Genomic DNA, 26,362 nt, shown 5'->3' on the forward strand with positions numbered 1-26,362 from the left:
CGGCTTGGGTGCGGGAGGCAGCGTTTCTGCTGTGCTGTGTGTCCTCGTTTGTGAAGGTAAACCACTAAACAGAGCTCGCAGGACAGCTATCGCAAAGTCCCGCAGGCCTGTCGTCGCAGCGCCACGCAGGACCGCTGCCGCAGAGCCTGAAATAAGTCCACGAAAAGTGCGCAACCCCTGCCTGCCAACGCTTACGGACTCCGTAACAGCCGGCACAACCACTATTTTGCCCAAACAACGTCTCTACGGTCCGCATAAACCGGGAGCTATAGCTCAAGAACGATCTGGCCCAGCAGAGGCAGCACTGTGTCCAATCCTTGCACGTCCAGTAAAGGCAGAGGGTTATCCATAACATTTGCACGCCCAGCAGAAGCAGCAGTGCGTTCAATCCTTGCACCCTCGCCAGCATCGCAGCAGTGTGTCCACTTCTTTTCTTTTCACCACTATGCTCTCGGCCCTTCCAACTTGCGCCCACGACAAAAAGACACTCCGGCGAATAAGCCAAAGTGTCTTTAATCCGTCCCTTGCGACAGCTTCTCTAAATGAGCTGGTCGTCCTTGTCGGCAAGGAAATCAATGTACTCGTTAATGAGCGCGTCGAGCTTGATGGACTGCCTCAGCACTCTTGCATCCTGCATTCCAAGCTCCAGAGCCATGCGGTTCAGCTCCTGTCTGGCCTGCTCGATTCTGATTTTATATTCCTCATTCCCCATATTGGCCCCCTTCTTCGCTGAGGCTGTTTCAAGCCGATTTCTATTAATTTACTAAAGTTCCAAACACATTGTATTCCATAATAGGCCCAAGGGTCAATTGATGATCAGCAAAATTAAGCCCAGGTAACGGATTTTCGCCAAGGGGCAGGACGCTCCCGGAACGCGCTCAGTTAACCGGTCTTCAGAGACCGCGCCAGCTTCACCAGCTTGTGTACTGCCCAGGTCAGCATGACCACGGCCATCATATCAAAAGACACGTTGAACATGAACAGATGCTTGCCGATATCCGCCCGTCCGTCGCCGAGAATCGGCACCAGGAACGAGAAGATGCCGATAAGTCCCAGCAGCATCAGCAGTTCTCCGGCAATCCGCCTGCGCGCTTCGCGCGTCCGGAAGTATTCATAGCATATCCCGGCATAATAGAGAAGATAGAACACACCGAGGAACCACAGCGTATCCGGGACATGCTCCCGTTTGAACTGGCTCCACCCGCTGTATGCATAAGTCAGTGCGCCAGCAGGCTTGCCTTCGCCCTTCTCATAGTTTCCCAGATAGTAGGGACGGATATCCATGCTGTTCGCAGCCGCATATTCCATATTGCCCACCAGCCGCGCGGGATGCTTCAGATAGAACAGCAGCACATCGCCGTGTGAGATCCGGTCATAGAAATCGGCCTGCAGCGATGGATCATCCTGTTTAATAGCCGTATCCGTCTGAAAATAATTGGTTCCCGCCAGCACCTTCAGCCGCTCCGGCAAGCCCAGATCCTGCAAATCTCCCTCCACATCCGGGGATTCATTGAGAATCCCGAAGAAAACCGTCTGGTAGAGATTGATATGCTTAAGCTCCTTCGGTGCCGTCACATACAGGATAACGGACAAGAGGAATATCGCGGCCGCGAACCAGCGCGCCGTCTTCTTCCACTTCCCCTTTCCGTCAAGCTTCGCCAGACGCAGAAAGATCAGGGCGAAGGCAATGCCTACGGGAGCATTTTGGATTTTGGAGCAGACGAGGAAGAGTACCGCTATCATAAACAGCGTCAATCCCTTGACCGCAGGCGTCTCCTGAGCCGTCAACTGTAAGCCAAGCGCAAAAGCAAGCAGCATAAAGACCATTGAAACCGGCTCGCCGAACAGCGAATTGAAGTATGCCAGATACCCGATATCATAAAAGACAAACAGCACGGCCGCCGCCAGCACCAGTCCCGTTACATAGGAGCCCTTGGCCCCCAGCTTTACGATGAGCCAGGTGGCCGCCAGCAGCAGCAGGCCGTACACAGCCGCCAGCAAACGGATGTCGAAGTAGCTGCCATGGAAGATTCCGGCCGCAAGTCTCGGCAGCAGCACCAGCAGAATCTGCGAGGAAGGATAGAAGCCGAGAAACAGATTTTCATAGGAGAACCTGGAGTGACTATAGCTGAAGAAGCGGTCAGCATAGCTCTCTGCTTCGTCGTAATAGTGCAGACCCACCGTATTCATCATCCGCAGGAAATCACCATTGTCGGCTACACCCACAAACGGCTGCAGGAACAGCAGATACAGGATCAATCCAAGGCCTATTAGAATTGCCAGCATTTCCGGTCTTTTCAGCTTCTTCATAGCATCCCCTTACCGCTGCGGCAGCAGCTTCACGTATTCATCGGACAATTTCATAAGCTTCAGAATGTAATCATAATCGCTGCGATACTGGCTGAAATCCTCAACCGGCGCAAGCGTTGACAGCGATACTGCCTCACCGTCGTCAAAGCCGGCGCCGGGAACGAACATAATATCGTTATTAAAGAACGATCCCGTCGGCAGATAATAACGCATCCCCACCACATTGCGGTCAATGTTCAGCAGATCCTGGCCAAAGGCTGTGAAGTCCTCATTCTCCAGCGACAGGCCGAGCAGATTTGCGAGAGTCGGAACAAAATCAAGCTGACCGCCCGTCTGGTTCACTGTCATTCCTTCCGCCATCCCGGGCACATGCACAATGAACGGAATGTTGAACCGGCTGACCCGCGAGTGGTACGGAATACCTAGCGCTTCCTCAACCTGCTCCGGCGGAACATCCTTCGGCTGCAAGCCGAAATGGTCTCCGTACAGCACCAGCACGGTATTATCCCATAACCCTTCGCGCTTCAGCGATTCAATCAGGGTGCCAATGGCATAGTCGGTGTAATTGATCGCTGTCAGATAGTCGCCGAGCATCGTATCCTTCAGCTCACCCGGCAAGGTGATCCGTTTGGCTTCCTCCGGAATACGGAACGGATGATGGCTGGACACAGTGACGAACTGGGCATAGAAAGGGGTGCCTTGGCGCTGTAAGGCGCTCAGCTTCTCTACTCCTGTAATATAAAGCTGTTCGTCGGAAGCGCCGAAGGAATTGAAATGGTCGTTCTTAAAATAACCCTTGTCATAATAACCGTTAAAGCCCAGCGCCGGATACATCTGATTGCGGTTCCAGAATCCGGCCTTGTTCACATGAAACGTATAGGCTTCATACCCCTTCTCTCTCAGCAGGCGGGGCAGACTTGGCAGCGTGCGGTCACTGAAGCCGGTGGACATCGCGAGCGAGCCGATCGGATAGATCGAGGTATTACTCATGAACTCGGCATCGGAGGTGTTGCCCGGACCGATCTGCTGAAACACGCGCGGGAAGTAGAAGCTTTCTCCGATCAGCCCGTTCAGCACAGGCGTCAGCTCTTGACCGTCCAGCGACTGCAGAATAGGGAAGTTCTGGAATGCCTCCATTTGAATCACAATTACATTTTTACCCTTCTGTGAACCAAAATAACCAGGAAGCGTGCCCGCCGGGCTGGCGCTATACGCGTAGGAGTCTTGAAGCGCCTTGACTTCGGCTATCGTCGTCTTTATGTCTCCGGTCCCGATCAGGCCGTTGTCTTCGCGGGCTTTGATGGCCGCCACCGCCTCATAGTTAAGGAACCCCGCACTCTCTGCCTGAACCAGCTCATTGGTAATATCGCGGGCGTTTCCGATCGAATACACCGACAAGGCACCTCCGCCGATAACCGAGACCAGAATAACGCTCCAAAAAGCTCTTCGTACGCTGCGCGGCGGATTACGCCGGATATCCCGGTTAGCCGTTCCTCCCCTCCATCTGCGGAGCAGTGCATAGATCACCAGCACCGCCAGATCGGCAAAGAACAGATAATCCACCGCCTGTACTGTCGATTCCACACTCTCCTTGACCTGAAACACCTGATTCAGCTCATAAAAAGCAAGATAGGTCGGCACCGAGCCGAAATGGTTGAAATACACGCTGCTCGCAAACAGCAGCACCGACAGCACCCCGTTAAATACCCAGTAAACCGCAGTCCGCGCCCGCGCCGGTGTGACCAGCGTCAGCAGCCCCAGCAGCAGCAGGACCGGAGCAAGATCATACGCAATCCATTCCCAGGCGATCCGCTCAAAAAACAGCAGACGCACAAGCAGCAGCTTAAGCCACAGCAGGCCCGCGACAAGGTAGAAATGTGCGCTTAACTGCCCATAGGTCTTTTTCATCATTTTCACTCTCTCCTGCAATAGAATCTACTATTATTTGTGCGCTGAAGCAGCTCCGGCACCTGAACACATGTGCTCAGGGGAAGGGAATAGCATGCGTTTAATTGTACTTCGTACAGCTATTTCCGCTAAAAACCACCGAATAACCGGTATAGTTGTATTCTCTGCAATTAAAGTCCGGGGAAAACCCAGAAGCAGCAGGAATTACCGAAAATAGTTGTACGAAGTACAGCTAAGCTCATAAAAAGTACTGATTCGGCTGATTTAGTTGTACAAACTGCAATTAGAGCTCTCCCCGGGTGGTCGCCCGTTACTACTAGCGGGGGGATTCTTCCTGCTGGCGCTCTTCTCCGGCATTCTTCTTGCTGGCATACTTCCTGCTGCTATCTTCCTGCTGGCAAACTTCCTGCTGCTCTCTTCCACCTGTCATTCTGCCTGCCGGCTCTCTTCTTCCTCGCACTCTATTCCTGCCATTCTTCTTTCTGGCACTCTTCCTGCCACTTTTCTTTCTGGCCTTCTGCCTGTCATACGCCCAGTCTCGTCCCAGCGCTGAATCCTCACTCGTTCGGCGTACAAAGTCATACAGTACATCCAGCAGTTTGTAAACTGCAATCCTGCTTTCTGTAAAATAACGGATTTCAATAGTATATCAATACTTCATATCCAGTTCAAAGTGGACGCCCCAGGCTCCGAATAGAAAAAGGACGCCAGCCCGGCTGCCGGGCTGGCGTCCACAGAATACTCTAATAGATCACATCGGGGTCCACCAGCTTCGTAAAGCTGTAGAAGGTACCGTCCAGATTATAGGACGCCTGGATATCCGGCGCGTCTTCATTGCTCCGCTCGAAGGTGACCGTTCCCGGCGCAGACTCATTCTTCACCAGAATATAGTTCTCCAGCGAGATCCCGAACAGCCCATTGGCAACGGCCGCTGCGGCGCTCTGCAGCGGCGCCTTATCCATAGCCAGCAGCGCCTCCTTCTGTTCAGCAAGCTTCGCCGGATCAGCCGGCTCGGGAGCTTGCAGTGCAGAATCCCATACGCTGATTAATTCATTTGTTGCATAATTGAACGTAACAGCGGCCAGCATATTCTGATCATTTCCGTATGTCAGGCCAATCCAATTCTTCTTCCCGCTGAGATTGCGGAACGCAAAATGAAACCGCATGTTCTGCGCATTACTGAGTCTACTTATTGCCTCCACACCTGCCTGGATTGTTTCCGGACGGATATCTCCTTCCTCAACCATAAAGTCAGCATGCGAGTAGACACCGTTCACAAATTCAATATTCGCAGCTCCATTGGAAAGCTCAACCGATTCAATCACCTGAACCGGTTCGTCGTTCGCGGCCGTATAGTTTACGCCACGTCTCACGCTCTCCGGCTTGTACTCGCCCTTGTACCCCAGCTCCCGTAATTTCTCTGCTCCCATCGCGAGCAGTTGCGCGCCGGCTTCTTCCGGAGTAAGCGAAATGTCCATCATCGCCGTCGTCACCTCCCCCGTCTCCGTCACGACCCAGAAACTGGCAAACCCGTTGCTCCCGCCATCGTAAATCAGCCGGACTTGCCGCTGGTACCCGCCCCGTTCAATTGACTGGAAATTGAGCGTCCTGCCGATGTACTGCTCCATCATCTGTTCCGCCGAGGCTTTCATCTCGTCTATGGTAGCTTCCTTCACCACCCGGGCTGTGGGCGCGGGTGTAGCCGCGGTGCTTCCCTGCTCCGCCGCCCAGCCGCCCTGGTTCCAGTACACCGCCCCCGCCCCGGCCAAGAGCAGAATTCCTGCGGCTGCGCCAATCCAGGCCCGGCGTCTTGGCCTAGGCGGTTCCGCTACCGCTGAACCATCCTTCAGCCGCCGCATAACCTGATCGGCATGGGCTTCCGTAAAATGCGGCTGCTCCTGCGGCCCTTTGCGGGCCAGCTCATACCACTGCGGCTTGCGTTCCTCTTCCATTATTCGCGCCCCCTTAACTGTTCCTGCACCTTGCGCCGCGCACGGTGCAGCCGTGATTTGACCGTTCCCTCCGGCAGCGCGGTCAGCCCGGCGATCTCCCGCACCGACAGCTCCGCCTTGAGATCCAGCACCAGGACCTCACGCAGCTTGAGCGGCAGCTTCATAATGATCTCCCAAATCTCGGCCACCTGTCTGTTGCCCATATACTCCATCTCCGCCGAAGCAGATACGCCGGCCTGCACCATCAGCCTCTCCTGCTGATCAGTGTCAAAGGCGCTCAAGGGATGTTGCTGTCCGCCCCAAAGCCCCAACCGGAAGTATCTGGATTTGCGGTAAGAGAACACCGTATTGCGGGCAATGGTAAATAACCACGCTTTAAAGGTAGAGGTGCCCCGGTATGTTCCAATCCGGTAGTAGCATTTAACAAAGACCTCCTGGGCCAGATCATCCGCCATCTCGCTGTTTCCGGTCAGATAATAGATATAATTCCAGATTTCCTCGCCGTACCTCTGCATAATCCGCCTCATCTGCTGTTCGTCCAGGGTCTGCGCCTGCTGCAGAGCCTTGAATTCGAGTTCAATTTCCAATCCGCTTCACCCCTCACTATATACGACCCCATAAACAGCCGGGCGGTTCCCTTATTACGGAATTTCAGGTAAAGCGGCTGTGAATATGTATAAGAGCTATTCTCCATCGTTAATTCTATTGCATTCTCTGCATTGGATCAGACTAAAAATCCACTTTAACCGCTATCTGCTGCATATTGTACATCTGATTGTCTTAAATCTCCCGAAAATCGGGTGAATCAGGATATTCTGATGTAAAGGTTCAGCAGAATGCCTTTGGTGCTGAAATCTAGCCCGATCTATTGCACATGATGCAATAACCCCGTGATTAGCCCAATCACAGGACACACAAACGCAGGCCCCCGTCCTCTACCCGAGGCCGGGGGCCTGCATTAATCTGTTCTATACTCGGTTAGGCCAGCTGCGACACCGCCAGCAGCCGTTTGATCGAGCGGTCGGCCTCCCGCAGCACGACCTCCTTGTCGACCGTCCGCAGCAGCCCGCGCTCCATCAGGATTTCGCCGTCCACGATGGTGGTCTCCACATCCGCGCGGGTAGCGGAGTAGACGATGCGTGAGATGGGATCGACGTCGTAGGAAGGGAACGTATGAAAGTTACACAGATTAAGAATCGCCAGATCGGCTTTCTTGCCGACCTCGATGCTGCCGATCTGGTCCTCCATGCCGACAGCCTTGGCTCCGCCGATCGTTGCCATGCGGAACACGCTGCGGGCATCCATTGTCGTCGGGCCGTGCAGCGGCTTCTGGATAATAGCCGCCAGGCGCATCTCGTTGAACATGTCGAGATTGTTGTTGCAGGGCGCACCGTCCGCCCCCAGGCTGAGATGCACATGCTGGTGCAGCATGCCCGGGGTGTCGGCGATTCCTGAAGCAAGCTTCAGGTTGGAGCCCGGGCAATGGCTGACATGGACACCGCGGTCGCGCAGGATGCGCTTCTCTTCATCGTCGAGCCAGACGCAGTGGGCCAGAATCAGCCGTTCATTGGCCAGGCCCAGATGATCCAGGTACACGACATTGCGCATCCCCGTCATCGCCTGCACAATCTCAATCTCCCCCTGGTTCTCGGAGGCATGGGTATGGACCTTGACATTATAACGTGCCGACAGGTCCCGCACTTCCTTCAGCAGCTGCTCCGTACAGGAAATCACAAAACGCGGGCTGAACGCATATTGAAGCCGGCCGTCCCCGTAGCCATGCCATTTCTCCAGCAGATCCACACTCTCCTGCAGGGAGGCTGCGGTCTCTTCCTGAAGTGCCGCCGGCGCTTCCGGATTCTTCTGGTCCATCATGACTTTGCCGGACAAGGCGCGGATGCCGCTCTTTGCCAGCGCCTGAAAGGCATAATCGGTATGGTGAACCGTCTCCATATCGACAATCGTGGTTGTACCGCTGGTAATCAGCTCGCCGATGCCCAGCATGGCGGAGTAGTACAGCGATTCTTCATCATGCGCCGCCTCCAGCGGCCAGATCCGCTTGCGCAGCCAATCCATCAGCTCCAGATCATCGGCCTTGCCGCGGAACAGGGTCTGGCAGAGGTGAATATGCGTCTGCACGAATCCCGGAATGACGGTACGGTTCCTGGCCTCCAGCACCTTCTCGTCTTCAAGCGGCTGAAGTCCGCTGCCGATTTCGGTAATCAGGCTGTCCCGGATACGGATATCCCCGTACACAATCTCTTCCTTTCCGTTCATCGTGATAATCTCGGCGTCCTTGATCAGAATATTCGCCATTTCTGCTTCCCCCTTAACGTTCAATATGGATTGTGCGGCATGACGCAAACGGCAAAAAGACCACAAAAATATGCGCAGCGCACACATTTTCGTAGCCGGAAATTTACGGTTCCCAGTAGAGACCCTTAACCCGATTATTAAGGATATACGAAAAAAGGACTATTCATTTGAATAGCCCCATCATAAAACAGAGACAAGTTTTTTGTCAATAAAACTGACACAATTTCATGTTTTTTAGCAAAATAGCTTCTGGTTCCACACTTGTATGTAATGTTATATTACATTTAAACTGATTTATGCTTGTCCATCACTGATTTGAGTCGAGTATTTTCTCATATACAGGAAAGGGAGCTGTTCTTCCCGGGAATCTCACCTCACCGCGCAGCTCGTAGCCCATGCCCGGATATAACGCCAGCGCCGGCGTATTCTTGCTGTAGGTGTCCAGCCGGATGCCGGTATACCCTTCTTCCCGGGCCAGCTGCTCGGCGAATGCGATCAGCTTGCGGGCAACCCCCTTCCCCTGTGCTTTGGGATGAACGGCCAGCCGGTGCATCACCAGATAGGTTCCATCATTCTGCGGCCACTGGATCTCCCGGTATTGTTCAGACTGATGCTCGTCCAGCACCAGGATACCGACGATAGCCCCGTCCATAACATAGGCGTACAAGGTGCCGGCAGCAATATCCGCAGCAATAATCTCCTTGTTCGGATACGTCTCATCCCATTGATCGCTTCCTCCCGCCTGCATGACCTCCACACACGCGGATACCAGCTCCATGATTTCGGCAATCTCTCCGCTATTCGCTTGGCGAATGTCCTGACCACTCATCTCCATCCCTGCTCTCTATAGGCTTTTGAATCCGCTCACGGGAATCTGAAGAGAAGTCTACCACATTCCGGAGCCTGTATGGTAGTCCGCCGGATACGTCACCGGTCGACCCAAAGGATAGCATGCATATCAAGCTCAAGGAGCAGGAAAGCCGTCAGCGGGTAATCCCGCGCTGTCTTCCCCGCCCCCTGCAGGACGTTTAGTCAAGCTTCAACCTAATTCCAGCTTATGCCCATCCTCGAAACCCTTGGCGAATCCGGCGTCGAACCCCACGTTGTACGCTTCGGTGTAGCCCTGCTGAAAAGCGTCCTCCGGCGGCGTTTCGGGCGCGACGCCCAAATCCGGGGGGAGCGGAACCACCTGCTGCACTTGAGGGGGCGGCGGCGGAATAATCTCGACTGCGGGCACCACCTGTACCGGTGGGGTAATGACCTGCACTCTGCGGATCAGCTTGCGGCGGATTCTTTTTTTGCCCCGCCGCACTCCCGTTCTGAAATATACAACCTTACGCGAACGGCGTTTGCGGCCAAGGCCCCGCTTGACTCTGGCTTTACGTGCCAGGAGCAGCTTGCGTTTGCGCCCCCGCAGCGCCGAACGCGTTCCGATTCTTCTTTTTCTCATCCTCTTATTCCTCCCGTACTTCATGTACTCTGGAGGTTCCGTGCGCACACGCATCATTTAGCCATGGCGCAGCAGGAATTCCCCGTTTGGGCTGATGCAGCGAAATACCGGACATCATCCGGCACATGGCGCTTTGATATTGGCTCAGAATTCTGATATTGTCGCTCAGCTTGCGGGCCGTCAGCTCCGATTGCCCCGTAATCTCGGCAATGCTCTCCAGTATGGCCGCAAGCGCTGCCTGGCTGCGGGCAATGGAGCGGATCATCTCCAGCTTGACGGCGTGTTCAGAGCTCAGCCCGCCGCTCATTTGCTCTCTTCTCCGAAGTCGAAGCCGTCGCCGGACATGCCGTCAAAGCCTTCCCCGCCGCCTTCCTCGCCGCTGCCAAGCACCGCCTTGAGGTTGCTGTACAGGCCGTTCTCCAGCTTGGTCAACCCCTCCATCAGCTCGACTACCACCTCGTGGATGGAGATTGACTCCTTCAATTGATCTTGCTGCGACTCAAATACTCTGGCGTGAACATGGTTCTGCGTCCATTGCTTTACTTTTTCCGCTTCCACCGCCTTGGCTTCAAGGATCATGGCGATGTTCCACTGAATGGCAGCGGACGATTCCAGCATTTGCAGATAAGCCTTCTCTCTGCTCATCTTCCGCCTCCTGCTCTTGTTGTAGCTTCGTTACTCTTCTTCATGACCGTTCAGTTCCTTGACGACCCTGCCCACCCCTTCAGCCATAGCCTCTTCCAGATCGGCAATGGCGTTCAAGTAAGCGATGATGTTCTTGTTCACCTGACCTGAACTTTCGATCAGCCCGCTGATTCCGTCAAAATCAGGATCTGCATCCGGCAGATCATGGACAATTTGCGACATACGGACGGCAACGTGGCGCTCGGCGTCGAGAATCCGTGCCATCTGTTCGTGCGTATGGGCCATGTGCTGCAGGATTTTCGTGATTTTATTCTGCACCTTCATGTCTCCTTTGCTCAAACGCCCTGCTACAGCATATGCGGCAATAGCCTGCCCGGTGCGAAAGAAGCGGCCGTAAGCATCGGATAAACGCATACACTGGAAGAAGGTAACAAAGAACATTGACAGACCAAAGAGCTCAGGATTATGCTGGGGCTGAAATTGAATGATTATCTACAGACAGCAGGAAAAGGCTCCTGCCGTGATCGGAGGAACGCGATGAACCTGTCAAGCTTTCGCCTGGATTTGACCCCTTTAACTTCAGGTGAGCTGTCCCTGGCTACCTATGATTATGCCGGACTGGAGCAATCGCTCGGTCTAAACGTAACCGGAACCACACTGGATGAAGAAATGCGGTACGCCATGCGGGTCAGACTATACAAGGTGCTGGCGCAGGAGAGTAACTACCTCTGGCTGACCAACTGGGCCATTGTCCACAGAGAGGAGCAGCGGATTATCGGCTTTCTGATTCTGAAAGGGAGCCCGAGCGAGCAAGGCGAAGTCATTATCGGCTATGTCATCGACGAAAGCCACAGAAGACAAGGCTACGCCACGGAGGCCGTTCGCCGGATCTGCGAATGGATCTTTCAGCATCCGCGCGCCTTATGGGTTGTCGCCGACACCGAGAAGGACAATTTCGCCTCACATAATGTTCTGAAGGGGCTGGGAGCGGAGCTGTACCGGGAGACGGAGGAGCTGTACTGGTGGAGAATCCCCTCACCGGCCGCTGTGGAGCTGGAAGCCCGGTAAGACAGGCAGCATTTTGCGTTGACCTCACAGGTGATCGCAGGCTCGAATAGGTCTCTGCTGAACCGGTTATAACCTATACATGAACAACCCGGACCAGACGGTAAATTCCCGCAGGGTCCGGGTTTATTTTTCACATATTACATAAGAAAATCTCAAATAACCGCCTTATAGCTAATGGAATAGCTCTTCCCCGCTTCAATTACCACTTCGTAGCGGTCCCCGCCAATTGGGAGTATATTACCGAAATTACATACAGGCTGTTCGCTGCTGTCGAAGGCAAGCACTCCGGAAGCATTCGTGCTCTCTACGCGGATGTTCGAGGAGTCGACCTCCACATTGACCTGCCCCGTTCCGGTTGGCACCGTCCCTTTCATGTGCTCAAGGCCGCCGAGGTTCGGCTCAATGCGGCAGGTTCCATATCCCGGCGAGGCCGGAGTAACGCCAAGGAAGTATTTGCCCAGCAGGTAGACCGGACCCGCCCCCCAGGCATGGCACAAGCTTTTACCAAAGGGCATACCGTACATACTGTAATGGGCGTCGTCCGCCAGCGACGGATCGTATTCTTCCCAGAAGGCCGTTGCCCCCAGTGCAATCATTCCGCCCCAGTAAGACAGAATCCGCTGCCGCACCTGTTCATGCTGTCCCCCTTCACAGAGTACCGCCATTTCATGGAACATCATATAAGGCGTGCGGATCTGCGGAACCTCCGGGTTCAGAAGAACGCTCTGAATGACGCGCTCACGTTGTTCAGGTGTAAGATAGCCGTAGGTCATAGCGAACATGCTGGCGTGCTTCGTCAGTTCAGGCTGTGTAACGCCATCCACCCGGTGATGGAGCAATCCGCCCTTCTCCTCGTCCCAGAACAGCTGCATCGTTCTGGCCTTCAGTTCTTCGGCAAGCTTGCGGTAGGAAGCCGAAGCCGGAATATCCCCCGCCAGTCCGGCAAAAGCGCCCATGGCATCAAGGCTGCGGGCCAGCAACAATTGGATCGTGCTTACAGCCCCCGTATTCTTGAAATCTGCCCAATCCACGAATACCCAGTCTCCGGGACGGCCTTCAAGGAACCCTTCCGTATTCCGCTGCTCCAGGCAGAATTCCATCAGCGAGACGGCGCGGTCGTAATATTGCCTGACGAAACCGGCGTCGCCGGTGTACAGATAATAATCGTAAAGGGAAATAAACCAATACAGGGAGTAATCCAGAATGGTATTAACATGCTTGATGAACGGGTCCTTTCCCCTAAGCGCAACAAGCGTCCGGCGCGTCACATCCAGATCGAAGAAGCTGTAATAATTCATCAGGAAAGCCTGGTAGGCATCCCCGGACCACACCCAGTGGTCCCGTTTGATACCGTCAAGGAAGAATTCCCGCGTGTTGAGGTGCAGGGTGTACAGCCCCATCTCGTAAATCTCGTTCAGCTTCGGATTGGAGCATTCGAAGGAGCCCCGGTAATCGAGCGGCACATATTCATAGAGCATAGAAACCTGGCTCCAGCTTACGCCGGGATCGGCATGAATCCAGACATAGCGGAACGCCTTGGCGTCATCCAGCGTGAAGATGCCGTCTTCGCCGTCTACCTCTGTTCCGTTCACGAAGAGCTCGTCCAGACTGTAACATCCACCCGGGGAAAGCGCCTCCACAATGGATTCTCCGTAATAGATTCTCACAGAGCCGGCGCCTGCCAGATTATGAAACCGAAGGTAGCCAAACGTCTCCCGCCCAAAATCGAGCAGCGGAAAGCCATCCCGCAGCTCGATGGAGGCCGGCTCCTGCGGTATAACTGCCAGACGGAACTGCGACGGACGGTTCTCAGGCGAATCGAATGTCCAGGACCCTGCCGGGAGCCAGTCGTTCTGATAGGAGCTTGCCTCCCAGTCCGGGCCGGTCCGCACATGCTCACCTTCAATCAGCAGGGCCGGTGCTTCAGCATCGCTGAATACACATACTGTAATTTGATGGCGGCCGGCCGGAAGTGTAATCACCGGAGCGTTCGAACGGTAATTCTCCATGCCGTCCAGAAAGAGCGAGAAGGTGCCCTCCGCCGTGATCCGGATTTGCTCCTCCTGCGGCAGATCGTAGGTATACCGGAAGCTGACGTTCGAGTAATGACGGTCCAGCCGCCAGAAGACCGGGTACATCACGCCCCGCGACTTGCGCTTGACGGACACTTTTTCATGAAGCCGTATTTCGAAATCGCCCGGATACCAGATCCAGGCTGCTGACGGATTGTTCGTAAACTGTTCCAATGTGTAATCCCCCTTCGCCGTTTGCTGGTTTGATTGTATACCATTCACGTGAAAACCAAGGGTGGATATAGTGACAAATACAACCGTGAAATGTGACTTTAGATAAAAAAGAATGAACCGACAGCGCAGGCTCATTCTTCCGTAAAGGTATATCTCTGATTCACTTGTGATCCTTGCTCATCATTTGGATGTTTCGACGTAAAGCTCATTCATAACGGTTTGAATGCGGTAGGAGTGTTCAGGTAATTCCGATTCGATAAATGCTTTTACAGCATGCGCTTCGATGTCATACATCACTTCAAGCTCTTTAGAAAAAAGCTTGCGCTCTTCTTGAATTAACTTGGCTAAACGGGGTTTCGCTTGCGGCGAAATCTCGTGCGCTATAATTTGTTGAAGGGCTTGTACATAGCAATCCAAAGGTCTGGCCCCGACGATCTTCACACCTTTATTGTCCTCGTTGACCATTATAACGGTTGGAAATCCCCGTACGCCTAAGCGGGAGGACAGCTGAAAATCCTCCTCCAGCAAATCCTGGGCGGAATCGAGCGCGGCTTCTTCAACGATGTGCCGGCCATCCAGTCCGAGCTGGTCAACGATGGTTGCCAGCACTTCATCTTCAGCAATATTTTGATTAGATACAAATACCGCTTCCCGGGCGCGTCGTAAGAAATCCGTTTCTCTGCCTTCATGTCTGTGCTGGATAACCTTGAACACTCTCGAAGGCGGGAATGAGGATTGAATAGGACGGGTATGCCATAGCGATCCGTCGATGGGCATACGGGAATGCTTGCCCACTTCGCGCCAATGCTCAGCAACATCGGACGGCTTCTGGATACCGTTGCCTCCATCCGAAAAGCCCTTCCAGCTCGGCAGCAAGCCTCCCATTATGATTTTCAAATGAAAGTACTGCCCATATTCCTGAATAAAACGGCCCAGGACAGGCTCCAAAGCCCAGCAATGAGAGCAAATCGGATCCGTAACATAATAAAGCGTCACATTCTTCCCGGCTGGGTTCAGATCAATTTCCTGCACGGCTTCTTCATCTGCAGCACCACAAATGCCGGTCTCCATATCGCACATCATATGAGAATCTCTCATGCGTAATTTCAGCTCCTATACGGTTATTATAAGTGACATGATTTATTGTCCTTTGTATAGTATGATTATATTGCGTATAATCTTATGAACAAGTACTATTATTTTTAATACCTAGTATAATTTATATACTATTGGAGGATTTAGTATGAAATACGAGCTGAATTTAGAACAGCTTTGTCCGGCTACGTTTGCCTTTCATGTGATCGGCGGCAAATGGAACCTTCCTATTCTTGCTCACTTAAGCGAGGGAGAAGGAATCCGGTATAATGAATTAAAAAGGAGACTTAACGGCATTACAGGCACCACGCTCACCAACTGCCTCAAAGACCTTATTGAAAACGGAATCGTGCATAGAGAGCAGTACAACGAGATCCCTCCGCGCGTGGAATACTCGCTAACTTTATCAGGGAGGGAATTAGTTCCGCTCATAGAGGCCATCGTTGCCTGGGGAGAAAGGAACATCCACACCATTGAAAGAAAATAAGGCATGTATTTAAGAGGGGAAAGCGATCCTGATGGAAGCAGACGGAGATGTTAAGAATAGCCGAGTTATGAACAAAGCCAAAAAAGCCCCGGTCCATCACTCTCCGGTCTCGGAGCATTTCCGGGGGTCTCTCCCTTTGTTCGTAAACCGTTATAATGAAGGCTTTGAACTCCGGGAACATGAACATGAGTATCTGGAGATGGTATATGTAATGTCGGGCGAAGGTTATCACTACGTCGGAAGCAGCATGGAACGGACCTCCAAAGGCTGCCTGTATATTTTGCCGGTCGGTACCTCTCATATCCTTCGCCCCGGCGACACTTCAGGCAAGAATAGCCTTATTGTCTATAACCTGTGCATCCTGCCCGGGTTTATCGGGATGCTGAAGAGCTGGCTCTCGTCCTACAGCAGCAGCGGCGGATTATGGTCGATTTATGACGGTGAGCCGGGGAGTCATATTGCCTTACTGGATAAAGCGATGCGCTTCCGGGAGCCGTTCGAGCAGCTTCACCGGGAGTTCGAAGAGCAAAAAGCGGGTTATGAGACAAGCATGTTCTCCATTCTGCTGCAGTTGACGGTGCAAATTTCCCGGCAGATGGAAGCGGCGGACGAATACAGCGGCAAAGCGGGAATAAGTGGAATGCATCGGGACATGTCCGGACTGCTTGACTACGTCAACCAGCATATCGCCGAACCTCTGACCCTTGAGCGGTTGGCGGCGGAGGCCGGCTTAAGCCGCAGACATTTCATCCGGAGGTTTCAGCAGCTGACCGGGATGGGCTTCTCCGGCTACCTGCAGCATAAACGGATCGAGTTAGCCTGCCGGCTGCTGCTGGAAACCGGAGACACCATCGAAAATATCGCAAAAAGCACAGGTTACCGTGACTTGACGCATTTCCGCCAGATGTTCCGCAGAATTATGGGGACCTGTCCAAAGGATTACCGTAAAAGCGGTAAATCGTAGATTCCCCCACAAAGTGATGCCAAACTGTAATAATGCTCAAAAAAACGCTGCCCTAAGGCAGCGTATCCTTCAGCTTTTCACCGGCTTCCTGCAGCGACTGGAAGGTTCCGGCGTCGCTCCACCAATCCTGAAGCACGTCATAGGTCAATTTGCGGTCCTTGGCATACAGATTGTTCACGTCGGTAATTTCCAGTTCGCCTCTCTGGGAAGGCGATACCCGGCGGATAATATCGAATACGGCTTCGTCGTACATATAAATGCCGGTAACGCAGAACTGCGTTTGGGGATGCTCCGGCTTTTCTTCAATGTAGGTGATCAAGGAAGGGTCCTCGCTGTCGAATACAGGAACGCCGTATCTGCGCGCGTCCTCCACCGGCTTCAGCAGCACCTTGGCCGTGCCTTGCGGCTGTTGCATGTATTTCTCCACATAAGGCGTCAGATCATCCATAAAGAGATTATCACCCAGCAGCACGACAAAGCGTTCACCCGGGAGAATAAAGCCCTCCGCCAGTTCCAACGCTTCCGCAATGCCGCCGGCGGCTTCCTGGATTTTGTAGGTCAGGGATACGCCGAATTCCGCCCCGCTTCCCAGAAAATCCGTATACTGCCCCGCGGACTGCTTGCTGATGACCAGGAGAATATCGGTTATACCCCCCCGGCGCAGTCGGTCGATGCCGTAGCACACCATAGGATATTTGCCGACCGGAAGCAAATGTTTGTTCATAAGCCGGGTCAGCGGATAAAGTCTTGTTCCTGTTCCGCCCGCCAATATGACTCCTTTCACTTACTTTCCTCCTTTTTATCTGTGTCTTTAGCCTTCGGGTCAAGTCTTCAAATGAACTGGGCCGGATCGATCTGCCATTTCTCGATGTACAATCTCCGGTTGCGCTCCAGCAGTTCGGACAGTACTTCGGCATAATGCTCCTTGAAGCTGGCGCTGCCTTCATGATGTACGAGGCAGTCTCCTGCAATGAGCAGCTGGTAGCCGCGCAGTCTGGCGCGGTAGCAGTAGTCGTCGTCTTCGAAATGTCCCGGCGAAAAGCGCTCATCGAGCAAGCCTACCGTCTCGAGCAGCTCTCTTTTGAACAAAAAACACAGGCCAACCAATCTGCGGGCCTGCCGCCATTTGCGCGGGTCTTGCACGTTGGCTCTTCGCGCTTCCTCATAGAAACCGGCCAGGTCCGTATAATGGGTCTTCACCCGCTGCAGCCCGCTGGCATAGTTGGTGACCGGACCGACAATACCAACCTCCGGAGCGCTGTACAGCGCTGCCTTCAGATTATCCAGCCAGCCCGGCGCCACGATGACGTCGTTGTTGAGCAGCAGCAGCTCATCGCCCGAAGCCAGCTGCAGCCCCAGATTGCAGGCCGCCGGAAAGCCGCGGTTCTCGGGAAGCGACACAAATGTAATATTATCGGAACGGCAGTACAGGTCTGTTCCGTCCTCCGAAGCGTTGTCGACGACGATGATTTCATAGGGGACTGCGGTATGGGCTCTAATCGCTTCTATACAAGGTCGCAGCAGGCCGAGTCCGTTGTAGGTGGGGATTACAATGCTGGTCATCGTCATATGCGGTTCCTCCATGCCGCGAGCCGCCGCCGCTCTTCCAGCTGCCCTGCGGGAGACTGCGGGACGGCGGGCTGACGCTGCCTTAGCACTTCATGCAGCGCCTCTGCATGATCGCCGGCAATCAGCTGCTCCACTGCATTGCCGGCCCCCGTATTGCTCTCACGCAGCCGGTTATGCTTGATTACATTCACCGCGCCCGCCTTCTCTACCCGCAGCCCCTTCATAAGCGCGAGGGCATGCGCCTTAGGCGGGACCATCAGCTCACGGCAGCCGATGCACTCCAGCGCGCGCCGTGACAAGGCATGCGGGACGGCGGTCAGCGAGCTGGCCCCGAGATCCTGCCGGTCCAGTACGGCGTTCAGATACAGCTTGCAGCGGGTCACATTGTCGCTGAGGCCGAAGGGCGGCAGGAGGCCGTCCAGATCATTCAGCGCTACATCCACCCCGCCGTCGACGGCATGCGCAAAGGGGGCCAGCTTGCTTGCCGGCATATTCATGTCTCCGTCCAGAAACAGCAGGATATCGCCCCGGCTCAGCTTGGCTCCGAGCGCCCGCCCCACATCATGGCCGGCCGATTCCGGGCAGTGCACGATGATTGCCTTGCGGCACAGCCGTGAGCGCTCATAGCTGTAATCGGTACAGCCGTTAAGCACCACGATAATTTCCGCCGGGCTTAGGCGTTCCACCTGCTTCAGCAGACCCGGCAGGGTATCCGCCTCATTCCTGGCGGTGATGATAACAGACAGTGCGCCTTTGAGTCCGGGTAGCGGGCGGGCCGGGCTGCCGGCTCCCGGCTTACGTCCGGCAGCCGGCTTGCCTGCGCCGCTGCGGCGGCCCTGCCGGGAGGAAGCGCTGCGGCGGACCGCTGTCTTGGCCTTGCCGGCTGCCGGACGGGAGGCGGCCCGGGACCCGGCCACCGCCCTTGTGCGGGAGACGGCACTGACGCCGAGCGACAGCCTGCGACCGCTGCCGGATGCAGCTTTCGTACCGGATATCGTCACCTTACCATCTCCCTTCGCCGGGTGCCGTCGCTGAAGCCGGCTCTTGGTCCGCGGTGTTCCAGCACCCGGGCAAGCGCCTCGAGATGATCCTGCACCACTATTCCCTGCAGAGGATCGATTCCTCTCCGTTTGCGGCGGACGGCATTCAGCTTACCGACCGGAACATGCTGCGCGGTCTGTACCTGCAGCCCCGCCATTACCGCCTGCGCATGGGCTAACGGCGGTTTGGACAGGATAGACGACCCGAGAACATCAAGTGCACCGCGGCTAAGGGCATGGGGGACAGCCGTCAAGGTGCAGCCTTTCAAGTCGGAGCGGCCGAGCAGCAAATTAAGCGCATGCTTGGAAAGCACTACCGGATGAGGCCGGGCGCTGCGGACCGGTCCGGAATAATCGTTAAGCGCCACATCAGCCCCGCTGCTTATGGCGGCCACGAACGGCCGCAGCTGGGCTGCAGTTACCGGCAAATCTCCATCCGTAAATAACAGAATTTCACCTATGGCGGCTTCGGCACCGACACTCCGGCCGACATCATGCCCGAGCGCCTGCCGGAACAACAGCACCTTCGCTCCCATTGCCGTTGCGATGTCCGCTGTCTTGTCAGTCGAGCCGTTGACCACTACAATAACCTCGCAGCGCGGATGAACCTTCCGGGCCTCCGCAATGACTCCGGCAATGGTCCCGGCCTCGTTCATTGCCGGAATGATGACAGAGACATACGGCTCCGGATGATTGCCCGGGGACACCGCGATGTCACTCCGTTTCGGACGGGGACTTCGCCGCGCTGCGCGTAAGATCCGCCGGCCTGTGCGGCGGGCGGATGTTCGTTTATGCTTCAAGCTCATCCACCTTCCTTGCAGGGCGTCTTTACCGGGTCCGGGGAGTTACATCACAGTCTATGTATTTCACTGAACCGGGTAACGGCGGGTGTCTCACTTTTCGATAAAATAAGGACAATAGCCCCCGCTTCTTTCACCCCGGCACAGTATATTTCCTTATAACAAAAAAGTCAGGCGCAGCGGGCGGCTGCGCCTGATTGGCATGCAAACGGCAGGTTAATCGAAGATACGGTGATCGGCGGAGGATTTCGTCAGCGGCGAGCCGAGGGCTATCCAGGACAGCACCCCGTAGAAATGCGGGGATTCCCGCAGGCGGTTCACCTGGATGACTGCTTCGCCGCCGGAGCGGTTCTTCAGGGAAGCATGGAAGAACGGCTGGTTGGTCATCGCCACAAGCACATATCCCGTATGCCCGAAATTCTCATCGAAGGATACTGTAACGTCCACACTCTCGGCGCTGCCGCTGAACATAAAGGCGGTCATGCCGAACTGCTGCAATACACCGCGGTTTCCGGCACTCTGCACCGGGCTGAAGGACAGATGCTCCGGATGTACCGCTCCTCTGGCCAGATGCTGTGCATGAACGGCTTCACGAGCGATATGACGGTCCTGAATGCTATCCGGCCCCAATTCAGCTGTGCCCGTGCCGCCTGCCGACAGCTTCTCGTGGACCTCATCGGCCAAATGCGTCAGCCCGATGACGCCGGGAAGCAGGTGCCGCTCTTCAAGAATGCCATCGACCAAGTGATCTCCGTATATGCTCTCCGGCTGCAAATGCCGGGATTCTACCGCACCATCCGCCAGATGCTCGCTGTAGATGCTGCCGTCTGACAGTTCGCGGAGCTGTGCTTCCTCGGACAGATGCTGCAAGGTGATGCTGCCGGGCGACAGGTGCTTGGCGCCTACCGCGCCTTCTGCCAGCTGACTGGAGCCTACCGCTCCGGCTGCCAGTTGCTCAGAACCTACAGCCCCGGCCGCCAGCTTCTCGCCGGTGATGCTGCCGTCCTGCAGTTCGCGGGGCTGCGCTTCCTCGGACAGATGCTGCAAGGTGATGCTGCCGGGCGACAGGTGCTTGGCGCCTACCGCTCCGGCCGCCAGCTTCTCGCTGGTGATGCTGCCGTCTTGTAATTCGCGGGGCTGCGCTTCTTCGGACAGATGCTGTAAGGTGATGCTGCCAGGCGACAGGTGCTTGGCGCCGACTGCACCTTCAGCCAACTGGCTGGAGCCTATCGCTCCGGCCGCCAGCTTCTCGCTGGTGATGCTGCCGTCTTGTAATTCGCGGGGCTGCGCTTCTTCGGACAGATGCTGTAAGGTGATGCTGCCCGGCCGGATGTGGCGGCTTTCCACTGCTTCCTGGGTCAGATGATCGCCGTGCACGCTGCCCGGCGACAGATGCTCAGCGCCTACTGCTCCAGCCGCCAGCTTCTCGCTGGTGATGCTGCCGTCCTGCAGTTCGCGGGGCTGTGCTTCTTCGGACAGATGCTGCAAGGTGATGCTGCCCGGCCGGATGTGGCGGCTTTCCACTGCTTCCTGGGTCAGATGATCGCCGTGCACGCTGCCAGATGCCAGATGCTCAGCGCCTACTGCGCCTTCAGCTAACTGGCTGGGGCCTACCGCTCCGGTCGCCAGCTTCTCACCGGTGATGCTGCCGTCCTGCAGTTCGCGGGGCTGTGCTTCTTCGGACAGATGCTGCAAGGTGATGCTGCCGGGGCGGATATGGCGGCTTTCCACCGCTTCCTGAGTCAGATGATCGCCGTGCACGCTGCCAGATGCCAGATGCTCAGCTCCGACTGCTCCTTCAGCCAACTGGCTGGAGCCTACCGCACCGGCCGCCAGCTTCTCGCCGGTGATGCTGCCGTCCTGCAGTTCGCGGGGCTGCGCTTCCTCGGACAGATGCTGCAAGGTGATGCTGCCGGGACGGATGTGACGGCTCTCCACCGTTTCCTGGGTCAGATGATCGCCATGCACACTGCCGGGCGCCAGATGCTCAGCGCCTACTGCGCCTTTCGCCAGATGGCTGGAGCCCACCGTTTCGGCTGCCAGTTGCTCAGCGCCCACCGCACCGGCCGCCAGCTTCTCGCCGGTGATGCTGCCGTCCTGTAATTCGCGGGGCTGCGCTTCTTCGGACAGATGCTGTAAGGTGATGCTGCCGGGGCGGATGTGACGGCTCTCCACCGCTTCCTGGGTCAGATGATCGCCGTGCACGCTGCCCGGCGACAGATGCTCAGCGCCCACTGCTCCTTCAGCCAACTGGCTGGAGCCTACCGCTCCAGCCGCCAGCATCTCGCTGGTGATGCTGCCGTCCTGTAATTTGCGGGGCTGCGCTTCTTCGGACAGATGCTGTAAGGTGATGCTGCCGGGGCGGATGTGACGGCTCTCCACCGCTTCCTGGGTCAGATGATCGCCATGCACGCTGCCAGATGCCAGTTGCTCAGCGCCCACCGCGCCTTCCGCCAACTGGCTGGAGCCTACCGCTCCGGCCGCCAGCTTTTCGCTGGTGATGCTGCCGTCCTGCAGTTCGCGGGGCTGTGCTTCTTCGGACAGATGCTGCAAGGTGATGCTGCCGGGACGGATGTGGCGGCTTTCCACTGCTTCCTGGGTCAGATGATCGCAGTGCACGCTGCCGGGCGCCAACTGGAAGGGACCGACTGAGCCAGCTGCCAGCTTCTCGCCCCCAAGGCTTCCGTCCGGAATCAGCTCGGCACTCAGTGTCTCATGCGCCAGATGCTTCAGTGTGATGCTGCCAGGACGGATATGGCGGCTTGCCACCGCTTCCCGGGTGAGATGATCGCCATGCACACTGCCGGAAGCCAACTGGGCAGCGTTGACTGCACCTTCCGCCAGCTTCTCACTGCCAAGACTGCCGTCCGGCAGCAGATCGGGAGTCAGCGTCTCTTCAGCCAGGTGCTTCAGCGTAATACTGCCGGGACGGATATGCCGGCTCTCCACCGCCTCCTGGGTCAGATGGTCACCGTATACACTGCCGGGTGCCAATTGAAAGGGGCCGACCGCGTTCTCTGCCAGCTTTCCGCCGTCAATACTGCCGTCCGGAAGCAGGTCAGGAGTCAGTGTCTCCTCAGCCAGATGCTTCAGTGTAATGCTGGCAGGACGGATATGCCGGCCATCCACCGCGTCCTGAGTCAGATGGTCGCCGCTTACACTTCCAGCCGCCAGATGCAAGGGACCGACTGCTCCTCCCGCCAGCTTTTCGCCCCCTAGGCTTCCGTCGGGCAGCAATGCGGGAGTCAAAGTTTCCTGCGCCAGATGCTTCAACGTTATGCTTCCCGGCCGGATATGGCGGCTCTCTACCGCTTCCTGAACCAGATGGCCGCCATATACACTGCTGGGAGCCAGATGGAAGGAGCCGACTGCTCCGGCTGCCAGCTTCTTGCTGCCGACACTGCCGTCAGGCAGCAGTTCAGGGGTCAGCGCATCTTGTGCCAGATGCTTCAGCGAAATGCTGCCGGGGCTGATATGGCGGTTCTCTACCGCTTCCAGAGCCAGATGGTCACTGTCTACACTGCCTGGAGCCAACTGGAGGGAGCCTACCGAATCTTCCGCCAGTTTCTCGCTTCCCAGGCTGCCGTCGGGCAGCAGATCCGCACTTCGGACCTCTTCGGCCAGATGATCGAGGGTGATCTCGCCAGGGCGGACATGGCGGCCTGAAACTGCATCATCCGCCAGATGGGTCCCGCTGACGATACCCTGCTGCAAATGACGGGAGGAAACAGCCTCATCCGCCAGCTTGGCTTCGCTGATGCTGCCATCCTGAATTTGAATTGACGAGACGGCATTCGGTAGGATATGCCCGTTACCGATGGTCATCGGCCGGATATGCGCGCCGCTGACGCTTCCGGGCAGCAAATGCTTACCTTGCACGGAGGTATCGGCAAGGGCATCCGGTCCGACGGCCCCGGCCGCCAGATGCTCGGCAGTTACTGCTGCAGACGCAAGTTTGGCAGATTCCACACTACCGTCGGCCAGCTTACCGGATGTCACCGACAGGTCCCCGAGTTTATCGGTCGAGACGCTCTCCGGAGATAGCTTAAGTGAGGTTACGGCGTAGTCGGCCAAATGATGGGGCTGAACAGCTCCTGCTGAGAGGTGAATCTCCTTGACCGAGCCCGCAGCCAGCTTTTCTTCAGAGACCGAACCGGCCTGCAGTGCAAAAGCGCTCACGCTGTTCTCTCCCAGATGACGGCGCTCCACGGCGCCCGGTGCCAGATGCTCCGCATCCACTGCGGCTTCCTTCAGCACCCGTCCGCTGACACTGGAGTCGGCCAGATGCCGCTCCTCCACGGCACAGAATGCAATATGCTCGCCATTTACCGCTTCCTTGCTGATAATAGCGGATGTTACCGCCCCGGCAGTGAGCTTTGCCGTGTTGACCGCACCATCCGCAAGCTTCGGAGTGGTCACGCTCTGCGGACGCAAATGCTCTGATAATACCGCTTCCCCGGCGAGCTGTTCGCCGGTTACCGCACCGGAGGCGAGGTGGCCCGTTTGCACAGCCTGCTCCTTGATATGGCCGGAGCCGACCGAGTGCGGAGCGAGATGGGAATGATCGACAGCCTCACGCTGCAGATGAAGCGGGCCGACCGCCTGCATGGCAATTTGTGGACTGCGCACTGCGGATTTCGCGATGTGCCGGCTGATCACCGCCTCATCCGCCAGCTTGGTGCCCAGGATGCTTTGATCGGCGATTTTGGAGGAAGTGATCGACTGTTCCACCAGTTGTGCAGTGCCCACTGCACCCTCCGCAAGTTTGACAAAAGAAATACTGCGGTCGGCCAGATGGCGGCTGACAATTTCCCCGTCGGCGATGTGCGAGGCATTTACACTGTCAGGGCTGAGATGATGGCTGCGCACCGCCTTATCTCCGAGCTGCCGGGAGCCGACCGCACCGTCGGTCAGATGTCCGCTTTCTATGACGCCGGAGCCGATCTGCTCTTTCCCGATGAGCCGGTTTGCCAGCTGCTCCCTGCCGATTGCTCCTGGCGCAAGATGCTTCGCCGTAATGATCCCGTCGCTGAGATGATGCCCTTCGACGGCGCCCTCTGCCAGCTTCGCACCGCCAATTTCACCGTCGGCGATCTTCTCGCCCGAAACCGCGTGATCCGCCAGCTTGGAGCGGTCAACGCTGCCGTTGACCAGATGGCGGCTGTCGATGCTGCTGGTCAATATCTTCTCACCGGTCACTGCACCATCCTCGAGCAGTTCACCCGTAATCACCAGCTCGGAAAGATGACGGCTGCCAATGGCCCGGTCAGCGATTTGCTCACCGCCGATAATCCGGTCTGCCAGCTTTTCCGGACCGATGCTGCCGTTCTTTAGCTTCTCGCCGCCGATAGAATGGTCCAGCAGCTTACCCCCACTGATGCTGCCCTCTGCCAGGTGCTCTCCCAGTACAGACTCTGGAGCGAGCTTGGAAGAAGTAATCGCCTTGTCCGCGATATTGATGCCCTGCACCGCATAATCCTGCAGCCAGGGACTGCCGATGATACCATATTTCAGCTTGGAGCCGTCGATTGTGCGGGGAGCGATTTTTTGCCCAGTGACAGCCGCATCCGAAAGATCGTCGGTGTAGACCTTCTGCAGACGCTCCCTCTCCGGGAGAAGCTGCGCCGCCGCTGCTGCCAAGGGAAGCACAGCCTCCGCCTGAACAACCAGAGCTGCTTCCTCCTCCTGCTGCCGCTCTAATTTGGACACATCGGTCTGCAGCGGCGGTTCCGCCACTTCCGTGCTGCTGATCAGCAAAGTCTGCTCCTGCTCCTCCGTTTGCACTGCAGATGCTTGCGCGGCCGAAGCCTCGGTGCCTGATGCCGGTGCAGCAGAATTCTGCACTGCAGACGTTTCTGCTGCAGGCGTATGTTCCGGAGATGCCTTCGCCTCCCGCGTAATGCCAACCGCGGACGTCTGCCCCCCTTGTATCCTTGGACTGCTTTCCAGCATGCTCAGTTCTTCAGTTCTCGGATTATCTACAATATAGAGTCTTTTTTTGTAACCGCGGTTGTTCTTTCTGGAGCCCTTCACAAGCAGTCTCCTCCTTCCATCTGATGTTTCTCCTTGGCATCATATGCAGCATAGTGGGCGAATGACACCCCGGCAAAGCCCCACGAATCACCCTCAAGCACTCTCCACAAAGTAAAGTAATAGCTGCTGCGCCTCAGTCGGATTACTTGGTTAGCCCCCGAAAGTGGATTGTAGTCGATATTTCGACTACATTTGGCCCGTTTACCCTCGCGACAGCACATTGTGGTCGTTTTTTCGACTACATTTGGCCCGTTTACCCTCGCAGAGGCACATTGTGGTCGTTTTTTCGACTACAGTTGGCCTTTTTACCCTCGCAGAGGCACATTGTGGTCGTTTTTTCGACTACAATCTCGCAATCGGCCGTTTACCCTCGCAGAGGCACATTGTAGTCGTTTTTTCGCCTACATCCTGCCCGTTTACCCTCGCGACAGCATATTGTGGTCGATTTTTCGACTACATTCAGGAGTCCGGCGGTTCTG

At 56.0% G+C, this 26,362-nt stretch carries 21 protein-coding genes and 1 riboswitch; of the genes, 3 read left to right on the top strand and 18 right to left on the bottom strand.

Annotated features, from left to right (window positions below; genetic code table 11):
• Positions 1-538: 538 nt before the first annotated feature.
• The 11 genes from F1379_RS11735 to F1379_RS11785 all read right to left on the bottom strand — a co-directional run bounded on the left by F1379_RS11735 (position 539) and on the right by F1379_RS11785 (position 10,905).
• Positions 539-712 carry an aspartyl-phosphate phosphatase Spo0E family protein gene (locus tag F1379_RS11735; RefSeq protein WP_150269696.1) on the bottom strand — a complete coding sequence of 58 codons (174 nt, stop codon included), beginning with the start codon at positions 710-712 and terminating at the stop codon, positions 539-541.
• A gap of 170 nt (positions 713-882) precedes the next feature.
• Positions 883-2,310 (bottom strand): glycan biosynthesis hexose transferase WsfD, encoded by a 1,428-nt coding sequence (wsfD, locus tag F1379_RS11740; protein ID WP_150269698.1) that lies wholly within the window; start codon positions 2,308-2,310, stop codon positions 883-885.
• Between the two features lie 9 nt (positions 2,311-2,319).
• Positions 2,320-4,221, bottom strand: coding sequence for an LTA synthase family protein (locus tag F1379_RS11745; protein WP_338046146.1), 1,902 nt, complete (start codon positions 4,219-4,221; stop codon positions 2,320-2,322).
• Positions 4,222-4,961: 740 nt separating this feature from the next.
• Positions 4,962-6,170 (bottom strand): hypothetical protein, encoded by a 1,209-nt coding sequence (locus F1379_RS11750; protein ID WP_150269700.1) that lies wholly within the window; start codon positions 6,168-6,170, stop codon positions 4,962-4,964.
• On the bottom strand, positions 6,170-6,757 hold the full coding sequence (locus F1379_RS11755) for an RNA polymerase sigma factor (protein WP_239004641.1): 588 nt from the start codon (positions 6,755-6,757) through the stop codon (positions 6,170-6,172). The genes F1379_RS11750 and F1379_RS11755 overlap by 1 nt, the downstream gene beginning before the upstream one ends.
• Before the next feature lie 391 nt (positions 6,758-7,148).
• Positions 7,149-8,486 carry a 5'-deoxyadenosine deaminase gene (locus F1379_RS11760; protein ID WP_150269702.1) on the bottom strand — a complete coding sequence of 446 codons (1,338 nt, stop codon included), beginning with the start codon at positions 8,484-8,486 and terminating at the stop codon, positions 7,149-7,151.
• Positions 8,487-8,558: 72 nt separating this feature from the next.
• Positions 8,559-8,657, bottom strand: a riboswitch (purine riboswitch).
• 136 nt (positions 8,658-8,793) lie between these two features.
• Positions 8,794-9,315, bottom strand: coding sequence for a GNAT family N-acetyltransferase (locus F1379_RS11765; protein ID WP_150269704.1), 522 nt, complete (start codon positions 9,313-9,315; stop codon positions 8,794-8,796).
• A 210-nt stretch (positions 9,316-9,525) separates the two neighbouring features.
• A complete protein-coding gene (locus F1379_RS11770; protein ID WP_150269706.1) occupies positions 9,526-9,936 on the bottom strand; it encodes a hypothetical protein in 411 nt (136 codons plus the stop codon).
• A 4-nt stretch (positions 9,937-9,940) separates the two neighbouring features.
• The gene (locus F1379_RS11775; RefSeq protein WP_239004642.1) at positions 9,941-10,243 is read right to left on the bottom strand and encodes a hypothetical protein; all 303 of its coding nucleotides are present in this window, start codon (positions 10,241-10,243) and stop codon (positions 9,941-9,943) included.
• Entirely contained in the window at positions 10,240-10,581 is a 342-nt protein-coding gene (locus F1379_RS11780; protein WP_150269708.1) for an alpha-helical endospore appendage domain-containing protein, read from the bottom strand. The genes F1379_RS11775 and F1379_RS11780 overlap by 4 nt, the downstream gene beginning before the upstream one ends.
• Positions 10,582-10,611: 30 nt before the next feature.
• The gene (locus tag F1379_RS11785) at positions 10,612-10,905 is read right to left on the bottom strand and encodes a nucleoside-diphosphate sugar epimerase (RefSeq protein ID WP_420850492.1); all 294 of its coding nucleotides are present in this window, start codon (positions 10,903-10,905) and stop codon (positions 10,612-10,614) included.
• A 213-nt stretch (positions 10,906-11,118) separates the two neighbouring features.
• Between F1379_RS11785 and F1379_RS11790 the strand changes: the two genes are divergently transcribed.
• Positions 11,119-11,649, top strand: coding sequence for a GNAT family N-acetyltransferase (locus tag F1379_RS11790; RefSeq protein WP_162551134.1), 531 nt, complete (start codon positions 11,119-11,121; stop codon positions 11,647-11,649).
• A 152-nt stretch (positions 11,650-11,801) separates the two neighbouring features.
• Here F1379_RS11790 and F1379_RS11795 read toward each other — a convergent pair whose 3' ends face one another.
• Both F1379_RS11795 and F1379_RS11800 read right to left on the bottom strand, forming a co-directional pair.
• Complete coding sequence (locus F1379_RS11795; protein WP_239004643.1) at positions 11,802-13,895, bottom strand: alpha-L-rhamnosidase-related protein; 2,094 nt, start codon at positions 13,893-13,895, stop codon at positions 11,802-11,804.
• A 180-nt stretch (positions 13,896-14,075) separates the two neighbouring features.
• Positions 14,076-14,993 (bottom strand): DsbA family protein, encoded by a 918-nt coding sequence (locus F1379_RS11800; protein WP_150269717.1) that lies wholly within the window; start codon positions 14,991-14,993, stop codon positions 14,076-14,078.
• Between the two features lie 145 nt (positions 14,994-15,138).
• On the opposite strand from F1379_RS11800, the gene F1379_RS11805 reads away from it, so the two are divergent.
• Together F1379_RS11805 and F1379_RS11810 are read left to right on the top strand one after the other, a co-directional pair.
• A complete protein-coding gene (locus tag F1379_RS11805; protein ID WP_150269719.1) occupies positions 15,139-15,477 on the top strand; it encodes a winged helix-turn-helix transcriptional regulator in 339 nt (112 codons plus the stop codon).
• A gap of 67 nt (positions 15,478-15,544) precedes the next feature.
• A complete protein-coding gene (locus F1379_RS11810; protein WP_150269721.1) occupies positions 15,545-16,441 on the top strand; it encodes an AraC family transcriptional regulator in 897 nt (298 codons plus the stop codon).
• A 52-nt stretch (positions 16,442-16,493) separates the two neighbouring features.
• Here the strand turns inward: F1379_RS11810 and F1379_RS11815 are convergent, their stop codons facing one another.
• From F1379_RS11815 to F1379_RS11835, 5 genes are all read right to left on the bottom strand, one after another.
• Positions 16,494-17,225, bottom strand: coding sequence for a sugar phosphate nucleotidyltransferase (locus F1379_RS11815; RefSeq protein WP_150269723.1), 732 nt, complete (start codon positions 17,223-17,225; stop codon positions 16,494-16,496).
• Positions 17,226-17,272: 47 nt separating this feature from the next.
• Positions 17,273-18,010 carry a glycosyltransferase family 2 protein gene (locus F1379_RS11820; RefSeq protein ID WP_150269726.1) on the bottom strand — a complete coding sequence of 246 codons (738 nt, stop codon included), beginning with the start codon at positions 18,008-18,010 and terminating at the stop codon, positions 17,273-17,275.
• The gene (locus tag F1379_RS11825; protein WP_150269728.1) at positions 18,007-19,011 is read right to left on the bottom strand and encodes a glycosyltransferase family 2 protein; all 1,005 of its coding nucleotides are present in this window, start codon (positions 19,009-19,011) and stop codon (positions 18,007-18,009) included. Before F1379_RS11825 ends, F1379_RS11820 begins: the two co-directional genes overlap by 4 nt.
• The gene (locus tag F1379_RS11830; RefSeq protein WP_150269730.1) at positions 19,008-19,856 is read right to left on the bottom strand and encodes a glycosyltransferase family 2 protein; all 849 of its coding nucleotides are present in this window, start codon (positions 19,854-19,856) and stop codon (positions 19,008-19,010) included. The genes F1379_RS11825 and F1379_RS11830 overlap by 4 nt, the downstream gene beginning before the upstream one ends.
• A 210-nt stretch (positions 19,857-20,066) precedes the next feature.
• Positions 20,067-25,883 carry a WIAG-tail domain gene (locus F1379_RS11835; RefSeq protein ID WP_150269732.1) on the bottom strand — a complete coding sequence of 1,939 codons (5,817 nt, stop codon included), beginning with the start codon at positions 25,881-25,883 and terminating at the stop codon, positions 20,067-20,069.
• Positions 25,884-26,362: the final 479 nt, after the last annotated feature.

Origin of the sequence: Paenibacillus tepidiphilus (assembly GCF_008635795.1) — a bacterium.
Taxonomy (GTDB): Bacteria; Bacillota; Bacilli; order Paenibacillales; family Paenibacillaceae; genus Paenibacillus_AQ; species Paenibacillus_AQ tepidiphilus.